At 73.3% G+C, this 13,091-nt stretch carries 11 protein-coding genes, 1 tRNA gene and 1 pseudogene; 11 read left to right on the forward strand and 2 right to left on the reverse strand.

From position 1 onward, the window contains the following. Positions 1-38: 38 nt before the first annotated feature. From MCBG_RS23180 to MCBG_RS35315, 8 genes are all read left to right on the forward strand, one after another. Positions 39-629: a NuoI/complex I 23 kDa subunit family protein gene (locus MCBG_RS23180; protein WP_051611348.1), complete on the forward strand. Its 591-nt coding sequence runs from the start codon at positions 39-41 to the stop codon at positions 627-629. Further along, positions 626-1,150, forward strand: coding sequence for an NADH-quinone oxidoreductase subunit J family protein (locus MCBG_RS23185; protein ID WP_043328208.1), 525 nt, complete (start codon positions 626-628; stop codon positions 1,148-1,150). Before MCBG_RS23180 ends, MCBG_RS23185 begins: the two co-directional genes overlap by 4 nt. Further along, the gene (nuoK, locus tag MCBG_RS23190; RefSeq protein WP_043328211.1) at positions 1,147-1,500 is read left to right on the forward strand and encodes an NADH-quinone oxidoreductase subunit NuoK; all 354 of its coding nucleotides are present in this window, start codon (positions 1,147-1,149) and stop codon (positions 1,498-1,500) included. Before MCBG_RS23185 ends, nuoK begins: the two co-directional genes overlap by 4 nt. Next, entirely contained in the window at positions 1,497-3,422 is a 1,926-nt protein-coding gene (locus tag MCBG_RS23195) for an NADH-quinone oxidoreductase subunit 5 family protein (RefSeq protein WP_043328213.1), read from the forward strand. The genes nuoK and MCBG_RS23195 overlap by 4 nt, the downstream gene beginning before the upstream one ends. Further along, the gene (locus MCBG_RS23200; RefSeq protein ID WP_043328215.1) at positions 3,419-4,924 is read left to right on the forward strand and encodes a complex I subunit 4 family protein; all 1,506 of its coding nucleotides are present in this window, start codon (positions 3,419-3,421) and stop codon (positions 4,922-4,924) included. The genes MCBG_RS23195 and MCBG_RS23200 overlap by 4 nt, the downstream gene beginning before the upstream one ends. Further along, positions 4,921-6,387 (forward strand): NADH-quinone oxidoreductase subunit N, encoded by a 1,467-nt coding sequence (locus tag MCBG_RS23205; RefSeq protein ID WP_043328217.1) that lies wholly within the window; start codon positions 4,921-4,923, stop codon positions 6,385-6,387. The genes MCBG_RS23200 and MCBG_RS23205 overlap by 4 nt, the downstream gene beginning before the upstream one ends. 149 nt (positions 6,388-6,536) lie before the next feature. Beyond that, on the forward strand, positions 6,537-7,415 hold the full coding sequence (htpX, locus tag MCBG_RS23210) for a zinc metalloprotease HtpX (protein WP_043328219.1): 879 nt from the start codon (positions 6,537-6,539) through the stop codon (positions 7,413-7,415). A gap of 139 nt (positions 7,416-7,554) precedes the next feature. Further along, positions 7,555-8,814: an MFS transporter gene (locus tag MCBG_RS35315; protein ID WP_043328221.1), complete on the forward strand. Its 1,260-nt coding sequence runs from the start codon at positions 7,555-7,557 to the stop codon at positions 8,812-8,814. Positions 8,815-8,879: 65 nt separating this feature from the next. Here the strand turns inward: MCBG_RS35315 and MCBG_RS35320 are convergent. Then, a pseudogene (locus tag MCBG_RS35320) lies at positions 8,880-10,181 on the reverse strand (MFS transporter); the annotation flags it as partial. A 125-nt stretch (positions 10,182-10,306) separates the two neighbouring features. Between MCBG_RS35320 and MCBG_RS23220 the strand changes: the two are divergent. Beyond that, positions 10,307-10,831 (forward strand): RNA polymerase sigma factor, encoded by a 525-nt coding sequence (locus tag MCBG_RS23220; protein ID WP_043328223.1) that lies wholly within the window; start codon positions 10,307-10,309, stop codon positions 10,829-10,831. Between the two features lie 16 nt (positions 10,832-10,847). Beyond that, positions 10,848-11,627, forward strand: a complete 780-nt coding sequence (locus tag MCBG_RS23225; protein ID WP_140946263.1) for a hypothetical protein — start codon at positions 10,848-10,850, stop codon at positions 11,625-11,627. Positions 11,628-11,912: 285 nt separating this feature from the next. Here the strand turns inward: MCBG_RS23225 and MCBG_RS23230 are convergent, their stop codons facing one another. Then, positions 11,913-12,407: a YajQ family cyclic di-GMP-binding protein gene (locus tag MCBG_RS23230; protein ID WP_030501627.1), complete on the reverse strand. Its 495-nt coding sequence runs from the start codon at positions 12,405-12,407 to the stop codon at positions 11,913-11,915. Positions 12,408-12,554: 147 nt separating this feature from the next. Between MCBG_RS23230 and MCBG_RS23235 the strand changes: the two genes are divergently transcribed. Further along, positions 12,555-12,638: transfer RNA gene (locus tag MCBG_RS23235), tRNA-Tyr, on the forward strand. The last annotated feature ends 453 nt before the right edge of the window (positions 12,639-13,091 follow it).

Genomic DNA, 13,091 nt, shown 5'->3' on the forward strand with positions numbered 1-13,091 from the left:
GGTCGCGCGCGCCCGGGTCACAGGGCAGGATGGGCGGCATGAGCGAGCACGGTGGAGTGCCCGGCGGCGGTCTGGTGAAGGGCCTGGCGGTCACGTTGAAGACGATGACCCGCCGCTCGACCACCCAGCAGTACCCGGATGTGGCGCCCGAGCTGCCGCCGCGCTCCCGTGGCGTGATCGCGCTGCTGGAGGAGAACTGCACGGTCTGCATGCTCTGCGCGCGCGAGTGCCCGGACTGGTGCATCTACATCGACTCGCACAAGGAGGAGGTGGCGGTGCCCGGCGCCGCCCGCCCCCGCCAGCGCAACGTGCTCGACAAGTTCGACATCGACTTCTCGCTCTGCATGTACTGCGGCATCTGCGTCGAGGTCTGCCCGTTCGACGCGCTCTACTGGTCGCCCGAGTTCGAGTACGCCGAGTACGACATCAAGGACCTGCTGCACGACAAGGACCACCTGGGCGAGTGGATGGCCACCGTCCCGCCGCCGCCGGCGCACGACCCGCTCGGCGACCCCTCCAAGGAGGAGACCACCGCCGCCCGGAAGGCGGCGGGTCCGTCGGCCCGTCCGGCTCCTTCCCGGGTACGCCCCGACGCCGCCACCGATCCGGGCGGAGGCACCGCCTCATGACCGGTGCGGACGTGCTGCTGCTCGCGCTGGGCGCGGTGGCGGTGGGCGCGGGCGCGCTGGTGGTCGCGACCCGGCACCTGGTCCGGGCCGGGTTGTGGCTGGTGGTGTGCCTGGGCGCGCTCGCGGGTGACTACCTGGTGCTGACGGCCGAGCTGGTGGCCTGGGTGCAGGTGCTCATCTACGTCGGCGCGGTGGTGGTGCTGCTGTTGTTCGCGGTGATGCTGACCCGCGCGCCGATCGGCCCGTCGGACGACCTGGACCGGCCCGGCTGGGCCGCCGCGCTCGTCGGCGGCGGCAGCGGCCTCGGCCTGGCCGTGCTGCTGATCGACGCCTTCCGCTGGTCCCGGGTGGACCTGCCCGCCGCCGGCACCGCCGAGCGCCTCGGCGAGCAGATCTTCCGCTCCTGGGTGCTGCCGTTCGAGGTGCTGTCGGTGCTGCTGCTGGCCGCGCTGGTCGGCGCGATCGTGCTCTCCCGCCCCGACATCGGCCGCCGGCCCGCCGACGAGGGCGGGCGCCCGTGAGGCCGGTCATCCCGTACGTCACCGCCGCGCTGCTGTTCGGCCTCGGCGTGTACGGCGTGCTGCGCCGCCGCAACGCCGTCCTGGTGCTGATGGCGGTGGAGTTGATGCTCAACGCGGTGAACCTGGTGCTGGTCACCGCCGACACCACTGTGAAGGCCGTGCTGCCGCACTCGGGGCAGGTGTTCGCGCTGTTCGTGATCGTGCTGGCCGCCGCCGAGATCGGTGTCGGGCTGGCGATCGTGCTCCAGCTCTACCGGCTGCGCGCCAGCGTCACGGTCGACGACGTTCCGCTGGCCGAGCCGGCGCCCGCGGTGACCGCGGCCGAGCGCCCGGAAGGAGCGGTCCGGTGAGCACGCCGACGCTGTGGCTCGCGGCGGTGCTGCCGGGCGCCCCGCTCGTCGCCGGGCTGCTCGGTCTGCTGCTGCCGCCCGCCCCGAGCCAGGACCGGGCGGCGGCCCGGCGGCTGGCGGTCGCGCTGGGCGTGACGGGTGCGGCGGTGTCGCTGCTGGCCGCGCTGGCGCTGCTGGTCCGCGTGGACGCGCCGGTCGAGGCGTCCACCACCTGGGTCGACCTGGGCGGGCTGCGGGTCACGCTCGGCCTGCGGCTGGACGGCGTGGCAGTGCTCGTCGCCACCGCCGTCGCGGCTGTCGCGCTGGCCGTGCAGGTCTACTCGATCGGCTACCTGCGCCGGGGCCCGCACGACGACGTGGACGTCGACCACCGCTACCCGCCGTACGCGGCGCAGTTGAGCCTCTTCACCGCCGCCATGCTCACCGTGGTGGTGTCCGGCGACCTGATCATGCTGCTGGTCGGCTGGGAGGTGATGGGCGTCTGCTCGTACCTGCTCATCGCCCACGACCGGCGGCTGCCCGAGGCGCCCGGCGCGGCGGTGAAGGCGTTCCTTGTCACCCGCGTGGGTGACGTCGGTTTCCTGCTCGGCATCGCGCTGCTCGGCGTGGGCGCGGGCAGCTTCCGGATCGCCGACGTGCTGGCGCACGACTACGGCACCGGTACGCTCACCGCCGCCTGCCTGCTGCTGCTCGCCGGGGTGGCGGGCAAGAGCGCCCAGTTCCCGCTGCACACCTGGCTGCCGGACGCGATGGCCGGCCCGACGCCGGTGTCCGCGCTGATCCACGCCGCGACGATGGTCGCCGCCGGCGTGTACGCGGTGGCCCGCCTGTTCCCGCTGTTCGAGCGCGCCCCGGCCGCGCTCGCCGTGCTGGGCGTGATGGCCGCGATCACGATGCTGCTCGGCGCGTTCGCCGCCACCGCGCAGGACGACATCAAGCGCGTGCTCGCCTGGTCGACCGTGTCGCAGATCGGCTACATGACCGGCGCGCTGGCGGTCGGCGCACCGGCTGCCGCGCTGTTCCACCTGCTCACCCACGCCGCGTTCAAGGCGCTGCTGTTCCTCGCCGCCGGTGCGGTGATCCACGCCGTCGGCACCACGCTGATGTCCCGGATGGGCGGCCTGCGTACCGCCATGCCGGTGACGTTCTGGTGCACTGTGGTCGGCCTGGGCGCGCTCGCCGGCGTACCCCCGCTCTCGGGTTTCTGGAGCAAGGACGGCGTGCTCGCCGCCGCCGAGGCGGCCGCGCTCGACGGCGCCGGGCCGAGCGCGGCCTGGGTCGGCTGGCTGGTCTGGCTGGCCGGGCTGGTCGGCGTGGCGGTGACCGCCTGGTACGCGACCCGGCTGCTGCTGCGCACGTTCCTCGGCACCACGCGCACGCCGCTGCTGCGCCCGCACGACCCGCCCGCGCTGCTGCGCTGGCCGGTGCTGCTGCTCACGGTCCCGGCCGCGTTGCTCGGCCTGGCCGCGTTCGCGCCGTGGTTCGCCGACCGGCTGCGCGTGCCGGGCGACGACACCGGCGAGGCGGTCGAGCTGGTGCACCTCGCGCCGAACCTGGTCCTGCCGTTCCTGCTGCTGCTCGTCGGCGCGAGCGTCGCCTGGGCGGGCTGGCGCCGCGACCCGGCCGCCGATCCGGCCCGCTTCCTGGGTCCGCTGCGGCCGGTGTTCGCCCGGGCGTTCCGGCTCGACGACGTCCAGCACACAGTCGTCGTACGCCCGGTGGGCGCGCTCGCGCGGGTCGTGCGTACCGGTGACGAACTGGGCGTGGACGGGCTGGTCGAGGGCAGCGGCCGGACGGCGGTCGAGGTGGGCGGTGGCCTGGCCGCGCTGCACCGGGCGGCGCTGCCGCGGGCGGCGGCCGGGGTGCTGGCGGGCGCGCTGCTGATCGGCCTCGCGGTCGCCCTGATCGGAGTCACGTCATGACGTTCGGGCAGGTCCTGCTGGTCGCGGTGGTGGCGGTACCGGCGCTCGGCGCGCTGGCCACCGCGGTCGTGCCCGGTGACCGGGCCGGCCGGGTGGTCGGCACCGTCGCCGCCGCGTTGACGCTGCTGGCGACGCTGCCGCTGGTCGGCGGTGACCACGGCTGGTTCGGGTACGGGCCCCGCCCGGCGGTGCAGCCCTGGCACCAGGTCGACCTGCCGTGGGTGCCCGGGCTCGACCTGCGCTTCCACCTGGGCGTGGACGGCATCTCCTGGCCGCTGGTGGTGCTGACCGCGCTGCTCACGCTGCTGTGCTGCGCGTACACGCTGTGGCGGGTGCCGTCCGGCGGCGGCAGCGGACGGGCGCTGGTGGCGTTGCTGCTGGTGGTCGAGGTCGGCATCCTCGGCACGTTCCTCGCCCTCGACCTGGTGTTGTTCTTCCTGTTCTTCGAGGTCGTCCTGCTGCCGATGTACGCGGTGATCGCCGGCTGGGGCGGCGCGGACCGTCGTCGGGCGGCCCGCAAGTTCGCGCTCTACACGCTGTTCGGCTCGGTGCTGCTGCTGGTCGGCGTCTACGTGGTGGTGGCCGCCGCGGGCACCGCCGACCTGGTCGCGCTCACCGGCGGCGCCGGGCTGTCCCGGGGCACCCAGCTCGCCGCGTTCACGCTGCTGGCGCTCGCGTTCGCGGTGAAGAGCCCGCTCTGGCCGCTGCACTCGTGGCTGCCCGACGCGCACACCCAGGCGCCCACGGTCGGCAGCGTGATCCTCGCCGGGGTGCTGCTCAAGATGGGCACGTACGGCATGATCCGGGTCGCCGTGGGGGTGGCCCCGGAGGGCGCCCGCTGGGCCGCGCCGGTGCTCGGCGTGCTCGCCGTCGCCGCCATTCTGATCGGTGGCCTGGTCTGCCTGGCCCAGGACGACCTGAAACGGCTGATCGCGTACTCCAGCGTCGGCCACATGGGCTTCGTGCTGCTCGGGATCGCCACGCTCACCGCCACCGGGCTCCAGGCCGCGCTGATCGGCAACATCGCCCACGGCGTCATCACCGCCCTGCTGTTCTTCCTGGCCGGCGCGGTCAAGGACCGCGCGCACACCGGCTCGCTGGCCGACCTGTCCGGGCTGCGGGAGACCGCGCCCCGGCTGGCCGGGCTGCTCGGCTTCGCGGCTGTCGCCTCGCTGGGGCTGCCCGGCCTGGCCGGGTTCTGGGGCGAGGCGTTCGCCGTGGTCGCCGCCGTGCAGCGGGGCGGCCCGCTCTGGCTGACCCTCGCCGTGCTGGCCGCGCTGGGCGGGGCGCTCACCGCCGCGTACTTCCTGCGGCTGCTGCGCCGGGTTTCGCACGGGCGGCCCAGCCCGGCGGTGGCGGGGCTCGCACCCGGGCTGGCCGGCGCGGAACTGACCGCCTGGGCGCCGCTGGTGCTGCTCGCGCTCGCGGTCGGCCTGGCCCCGGCGCTGGTCCTGTCCTACGCCTCCGGCCCGGTGGAGGCGCTGCTGGGGGTCGTCCCATGAGCCTGGTGCAGCCTGTCGACAACCTGGCGATGCTGCCTGCGTACCTGGCCGCCGGCACGGCCGTGCTGGTGCTCCTGTTCGACCTGCTGGTGGCCCGGCCCGCCGTCACGGTGGCGGTGGCGGCGCTCGGCGCGGCCGGCACCGCGGCCGGCGCGGCACTGGTCGGGGCGGCCGGTGAGCGACGCACGTTCTGCGTGGGCGCGGACTGCTCCTGGGTGTGGGGTGGCCGGGCCGCGCTGGTCGGGGCCGTGATCGCCCTGCTCACGCTCGGCGTGCTGGCGCTGTCCGGCCCGCTGCTGCGCGCCGGGCGCACCCCGGTAGGGGAATACTGCTTCCTGCTCGCCTGCGCGATGACCGGCGGCGTGGTGCTCGGCGCCGCCGGTGACCTGATCACGCTGATCGTGGCGCTGGAGACGCTGACGCTCCCGCTGTACGTGCTGGTCGGCCTGCGCCGGGGCAGCCTCGCGGGCGCCGAGGCGGCGGTGACGTTCTTCGTGGTCAGCGTGGTCGCCACCACTGTGACGCTGCTCGGCGCGGCGCTGCTCTACGCGGTCGCCGGCACGCTGCACCTGGACCGGCTCGGCGCCACGCTGGCCGACCGCGCCGACCTGACCGACCTGCCGCTGACCGGCGTCGCGGCGGCGCTCGTGGTGGCCGGGCTGGCGTTCAAGGTCGCCGCCGTGCCGTTCCACGCCTGGGCCCCCGCCACGTACGACGGCGCGCCGCTGCCGGTGGCCGCGTACCTGTCGACCGCCTCCAAGCTCGGTGGCGTGGTGGCGCTGCTGGCGGTGGTGCAGCGCGCGCTGCCGGGAGACATGACCGGCCCGGTGCTGGCGGCGCTGGCGGTGCTGACCATGACAGTCGGCAATCTGGTGGCGCTGCGTCAGCGGCGTACCGTGCGGTTGCTCGCCTGGTCGTCGGTGGCCCAGGCGGGGTACATCCTCGCCCCGCTGGGCGCGCTCGCGCTGGCCGCGGGCCGCACCGGCGACGCGCGCACGGCCGCGTACGCGGCAGCCGTCGCGTACGCGATCTTCTTCGTGCTGTTGGAGCTTGCCGCGTTCGCGGCGGTGGTGGCGTTGCGCCCGGCGGGCGGCGACGGCGGCACGCTGGCCGACCTGCGCGGCGCGGCGCGGCGGCACCCGTGGGTGGGCGGCGCGTTCGCGCTGGCGCTGATCGGGCTGGCCGGCCTGCCGCCGGGCCTGGCCGGGCTGTTCGCCAAGGTGACAGTGGTACGCGCGCTGCTGGCCGGGCACGCGGGCTGGCTGGCGCTGGTGGTGGCGTTGAACGCGGTGATCGGCCTGGCCTACTACCTGCGGGTCACCGCCTTGCTTTACGCGACGCCCACGGGCGCGGCGGCGGTCCGGCCGGCGCGGACCGTGGCGCTGGCGCTCGGCGTGGCCACCGTGGCGGCGGTGGTGATCGGTTTCGCACCGCAGCTGGTGCTGGACGTGGCGGCGCGCTGACCGGTTCGTGCCCCGGTGGGCGACCGCTTCAGCGTGTGCACAGCAACATCCAGCCAACTTTCAGCCATGAGCCGGATGGTTGACGGGTACCGGTGTGTTGAACCGGTCAGCGGGCCTCCCGCAAGGGCCCGCGCACCGAAGGAGAGATCGTGCATCACAACCGTCTCAAGACCGCAGCGCTGCTCGGCCTGTTGACCTCGCTGATCCTCGCGATCGGCTACTGGTTCGGCGGTAGCGGCGGTCTCGTCATCGCCGTCGTCGTCTCGTTGCTGATGAACGGCGTCACCTACTTCTTCTCCGACAAGCTCGCACTGCGCTCGATGAAGGCGCAACCGGTCAGCGAGGCACAGTTCCCCGAGCTCTACCAGATGGTGCGGGAGCTGTCGACGCTCGCCGGCAAGCCGATGCCCCGGCTCTACGTGAGCCCGACCTCGCAGCCCAACGCGTTCGCCACCGGCCGTAACCCGGAGAACGCGGCGGTCTGCGTGACCCAGGGGATCGTGGAGATCCTGGACTACCGGGAGCTGCGTGGCGTGATCGGCCACGAGCTGTCGCACGTCTACAACCGGGACATCCTGATCTCCAGCGTGGCGGCCGGCCTGGCCGGCATCATCACCATGCTGGCGAACCTCGCCTGGTTCATCCCGCTGGGCTCGTCCGACGACGAGGACGGCCCGAACCCGGCCGTGCTGCTGCTCACGCTGATCCTCGGCCCGATCGCCGCCACGGTGATCCAGCTCGCGATCAGCCGGAGCCGGGAGTTCCAGGCCGACCAGTCCGGCGCTGAGCTGAGCCGCGACCCGCTGGCCCTGGCCAGCGCCCTTCGCAAGATCCACATGGGTACGCAGGCGCGCCCGCTCGCGCCGCAGGGCCAGCTCGCCAGCACCGCGCACCTGATGATCGACAACCCGTTCAAGCGGGGCGGCGGCATCGCCGCGATGTTCGCCACCCACCCGCCGATGAAGCAGCGGGTGGCCCGCCTGGAGCAGATGGCCCGCAACTCCGGGCCGGTGCAGTTCCAGCGCTGACCCGCCGTACGCCCGCACCGCGCCCGCGTCCCCAGGACGCGGGCGCGGTGGTGTGTCCGGGCACAATGCGTTTCCCCCGATCAGGCCGCGCCGTTAGGGTCGAAACGTCTCCCACCCATTACTCCCTCGGAGGTCGACCGTGGCCGCACTGCGCCAGTACCAGGGCGTCTGGCGGATCCCCGGCGCGCCGATGCTGCTGATCCTCGGCATCATCGGGCGGCTCGGGATCGGCATGACCCCGCTGGCGCTGCTGCTCGTCGTCGAGCAGGTCACCGGCCGCTACTCCCTGGCCGCCGTCGCCGGCGGCATCTACGCGCTCTCCGGCGCCGCGCTCAGCCCGGTCGCCGGACGCATCGCCGACCGGGTCGGCCCCACCCCCGTCCTGGTGGCCACCGCGCTGGCCCACCCGCTCGCCCTGATCGGGCTGCTCGTCGCCACCCGCTCCGGCACCGGCAACCTCCCGCTGATCTACCTGGCGGCGGGCCTGGCCGGTGCCACGTACCCGCCGCTCACCGCGGCGATCCGGGGCGCCTGGAACGACCTCACCGCCCCCGCCACCGGCCGGGCGCACCTGCGCAACACCGCGCTCGCCGCCGAGACCACCCTCTTCGAGGTCGTCTTCGTGATCGGCCCGCTGCTGGTGGCCGGGTTCGTGCTGTTCGCCGACGCCTCCGCCGCGCTCGTCGGCGCCGCCGTGGTCACCCTGATCGGCACCGGCGCCGTCGCGTTCGGCCGGGTCATGCGCGGCTGGCGCCCGCACCCGCGCGAGCACCACGCCCGGGGCCTCGGCCCGCTGCGGATCGGCGGCTTCCCCGCGCTGCTGCTCTGCGTGGCCAGCCTCGGCATCGCGTTCGGCGCCTCCGGCGTCATCGTCCCGGCCTTCGCCGGGAACTCCGGCGCCGACGACCCGGAAAGCCTGGCCGGCGTGCTGCTCGCCGTCTGGGGCATCGGCAGCGCCATCGGTGGTTTCTGGTTCGGCGTACGCAAGCCCGCCGCCAACATGACCCGCCAGTTCGCCTGGCTGCTCGGCACCGTCGCGGCCAGCTTCGCCGTCTTCGCGGTGATGCCCGGCCCGGCCGCGCTCGGCGTCGCGCTGGTGCTCGGCGGCGCGGCCATCGCCCCCGCGCTCACTCTGGAGAACACGCTGGTCGGGCGGATCGCCCCGGCCGGCATGCTGAACGAGGCGTACACCTGGGTGGTGACCATGTCGGTCGCGGCTAGCGCCGCCGGCGGCTCGATCGCCGGCCTGATCATCGACCACGCCGGCGGCGTGTCCTGGGCGTTCGTCTTCGCCGGGGTGGCGGTCGCCGTCGGGGCCGCGGTCGCCGCGCTGCCCGCCGGCCCGATCTCCCGGGCCGAGGCCACAGCGGTACGCGCCGAGCAGTCACTGGCCGCCTGACCGGTGGCGTCCGGGTGGGGCGGCCGGCGGCCCGGTCCCCTCCCGGCGCCTCCCCGGCCGGAGTGCCCGGCCGCGAGCAGGCCCAGCACGAGGATCGCCACCGCGCACGTCAGCAGGGTGGGCCGCGCCCCGAGCAACGCGGTCGCCGGACCGCCGAGCATGGTGCCCAGCGGCACCGACAGCACCAGGAGAGCCCCGTTCGCCGCCAGTACGCGAGGCAGGTCGGCGGCCCCGGCCCGGCGCTGGAACAACACCGTCACGGTCGGCTGGTAGGGGGCCCAGACCAGCCCGGCGAGCGCGAACGCGGACAGTGACAGCACCACAGGTGCGCCCAGGCCGAGCGGCAGCAGCGCGGTGCCGAACAACGCCACGATGCCGGCGAGCGTGGTCCGCGGCGGCCAGCCGCGCAGGTGCCCGGTGAGCAGCCCGCCGAGCAGCGAGCCGACGCCGAACGCGGTGTAGTAGGCCGCGAGCGTCCCGGCGGAGGCGTGCAGGTCGTCGGTGACGTGCACCGGCATGGCCACGTAGAACGGGCCGAAGAGGAAGAAGAACGCGAAGGACAGCGACAGCAGACCGAGCAGCGACCGGTCCCGCGCGATGATCCGGAATCCGGAGGCCGGTCGTTCTGCGCGGTTGCCCGTGCCCGCGTTGCTCGCGTGGCGGTCTGTGCCGGCGTTGCTTGCATGGTTGCCTGTGCTCGCGTTGCTTGCGTGGCGGTCTGTGCCGGCGGTGCGTTCGTGGCGGTCTGTGCCCACGTGGCGGGTGGTCGGGATGACGAGGCGGTAGCTGACGGCCAGCACGGCGAAGCTGACCGCGTCGATCGCGATCACCCACACCGGGCCCACCCCGGCGATGAGCAGACCGGCCAGCGGCGGCCCCACGATCGTCGCCGCCTGGCCGAGGGTCCCGAGCAGCGCGTTCGCGGCCAGGTGGTGCCGCTGCGGCAGCAGCTCGGCCACGAGCGTGAACCGACCGGCCGACCCCCACGGGTGCAACAGCGAGGACACCGCCAGCAGGACGACGTAGAGACCGGCGTCCAGCACCCCGACGAGGTGTGCGGCCGGGATCGCGCCCAGCGCGGCCGCCCGTACCGTGGCGTCCCAGCCCGCGAGCTGAGCCCCGCTCCGCCCACCCAGCCAGCGACCGAGCAGCACCGCACCGGCCGCCCCCGGCAGCGTGTACGCCGCCACCGCCAACGCGGTCCAGGTGCCGCGCTGCCCCTCCGGGGCGAGTTGCAGCGCCAGCCACGTCACCGCGACCAGGGCCAGCCCGTCACCGAGCGCGGACGTGGCGAGGCCCGGCAGCAGCCGGCGCAGCACGGGATGGCCGAGCACCGGACGGTAGGGGAGGAGCAGCGCGGAGGTCATGGCTACCACCCGACCCCACGCCCGCCCTCCGGAACAACGAAGTTGCCTGTGGGCAGAAGCCGGCCGGAAACGACGGAACCTTTCCGCCCCGCCGTGAGTGGAACAAGCTGAGCAGGGAGGTGAGGGTGTCCGACGACGACGTGATCGCGGATGTCTATGCCGGGTGTTTCCGGCGGCTGGTCGTTCAGCTCTACGCGGTGACCGGTGACCTGAGCGAGGCGCAGGAGGCGGTACAGGAGGCGTTCACCCGGGCGCTCGCCGCGCCCCGCCGGTTCGCCGGCCTCGACAACCCGGAGGCGTGGCTGCGCCGGGTGGCGGTCAATGTCGCCCGCAGCCGGCATCGGCGTCGGCGGGTGCTCGACGGGCTGCTGCGACGGACGTGGTCGCCGCCGGTGGTCGCCGACAGCGCGCCGGAGCATCTGGCGCTGCTGGCCGCGCTGCGGCGCCTGCCGGACGGGCAGAGGCACGCGCTGGCCCTGCACTACCTCGTGGACCTGCCGGTCGAGGAGGTGGCGCGAACCCTGGGCGTCTCCGTCGGCACAGTCAAGTCCCGGCTGTCCCGGGGGCGTCAGGCGCTCGCCCTGCTGCTCTCCCCAGCCGACACCGTCGATGCCGTAGCCAGTCGTAGGAGGGCCGATGTCCGATCGTGAGTTCAGCGGGTTCGACGTGGACACCATCACCGACGCCGTCCATCAGCCACCGCTCGACGATCTCCGGGCCGCCGTCGACTCGCGTCGTCGGCACCGCAGAAGCGGGATGGCGTTGGCCGCTGTGGCGGTCCTCGTGGTGGCCATCGGGGCCACCGCGCTCGTCCGCGCACCCCGCCAAACCGACCCGGTGCCACCGGCTGGGCCGTCGCCCACCCCGACCGTAACCACCGCCGCCGGCACACCCGAAGACTGGGCCCGGATCGACGCGGCCGTCATCCCGGCGCTGCTTCGACAGGCGCCCGAGCTGAGCGGCCCGACCCGGCCCGACCTGCTCAGCAACTGGAACAAGCAAGGCGGGACGGAGGGAGAGACGACTCTCACCGGCTACTGGGGTCAGGGCACCCTCGGCGCCGGGAACGGCAACGCTCACCTGTCGGTCCAGCTCACGCGAAACGCCGGTACCTCCCTCGCGTCGATGATCACCACTGCCTGCCCCTCCCGCACGGCGAGCGGCACCTGTGTGCAGCAGGTGGGCCCCGCGGGCGAGAAGATCAAAGTACGAACCTCGCTCCGGGAGCACCGGCTTCCGGCGGAGCGCGGCGCCGAGGTCGTGCGGTACGAGACGCTCAGCGTGGACCTGCTCCGGCCCGACGGGTCCGCAGCGTCCCTCCGCCTCACCGCGAGGAACGGATCTCTGCCACTGACACCGGACCAGGCAATCGGCGTGGTGCTCGATCCGCACCTGGTCCTCGGCCCCGCGACGTCCGCCACGCCTGGTGTCGAGGCGACGGACTAGGAGATATCCCTTCGCGGGTGCGACCGGCCGGCCGGTCGCACCCGCCTTCGGCATGACGGAGGCCCGCCGACGGCTCACGGTCCATGGTGGTTGCGGTAGGCCGCCGTGGGTGTTCGAGGAGTCTGCAACACGTTCCGATCATGCGTCCGGCCGAAGGGGTCCTGTCCCATCAGCGGTCCTTGCCCGCGAGGGGTCGGAGCGCGCGCCGGGTCGAGGAGAGGCCGACCGACATCCGCGCGGGTGGCAAGGCCCGGCCGGCCCAATGACCAGGCCGGCCAGAGTCTCTTACCGGTAGTTGGTGAACTGAAGAGCCAGACCGAAGTCCTCGCCCTTGAGCAGCGTGATGACGGCCTGGAGGTCGTCCTTCTTCTTGCCGGTGACGCGGAGCTGGTCGCCCTGGATCTGCGCCTGCACGCCCTTCGGGCCCTCGTCGCGGATCTTCTTGCTGATCGCCTTGGCCTTGTCCGAGTCGATGCCCTGCACCACCTTGGCATCGATCTTGAAGATCTTGCCCGACTGCCGGGGCTCACCCGCGTCGAGCGACTTCAGCGAGATGTTCCGCTTGATCAGCTTCTCCTTGAAGACCTCCAGCGCGGCCCGTACGCGCTCCTCGGTCTCCGCCTGGATGCTGATCGCCTCCTCGCCCGACCAGGAGATCTCGGCACCCGTGCCCCGGAAGTCGAACCGCGTCGAGAGCTCCTTCTCCGACTGGCGGAGAGCGTTGTCGACCTCCTGCCGGTCGACCTTGCTCACGATGTCGAACGAGGGGTTCGCTGCCATGCTCATGCTCCTGCTGTCCGGCGGTCTGTCCTGGTCCGTCCCGCGCTGACCAGCGTGGGACCTCCTGACGGTACCCGGTTGCGGCGGTACCGGGGGCAACCGCTATCCTTGCTTCCGCCGCCGCGTTGCGACGCGGTGGTGTGCCCTGGCGGGTTGCCCGAGCGGCCAATGGGAGCGGACTGTAAATCCGTCGCGAAAGCTTCAGAGGTTCGAATCCTCTACCCGCCACCAGGTGCAAGAAGAGGCCCCTGACCAGCGAGAACGCCGGTCAGGGGCCTCTTCTGTGAGTCTCACTCAGTCCCGCTCTAGCCTGCTCGATCTCGCTGGCTGTGTCACATACGTGTCACCGAGATTGAGCCGGTCGGGCGGCACTCGCCCGTCTCTAGAGGAACAGCCGCACCAACGCGGTCACGGCTCCGATTACCATGGCGAGACCGGTGAGCACTCCCGGCAGCGCCTTCATCCAGTCGCTCAGATGGTTGCACCGCGTCTGGTCGCCGTGACGACGCGCATTGCTTCCGTTTTCCCGTCTTGCTAGCTTCGGCACATGGCCTCCTTGCTCCGAATTCCTCAGCGGGCGTTCTGAAGCAGAGAGCCGCAGCGGCATCCGGGGTCCAGCCGGGTGCCGCTCTTTTGTGCCGTCTTGTGGGTTCTCCGCTTCGCTGCCTTCGATTGCAGCGTGTT

It is taken from the genome of Micromonospora sp. M42, from assembly GCF_000568915.1.
Taxonomy (GTDB): domain Bacteria; phylum Actinomycetota; class Actinomycetes; order Mycobacteriales; family Micromonosporaceae; genus Micromonospora; species Micromonospora chalcea.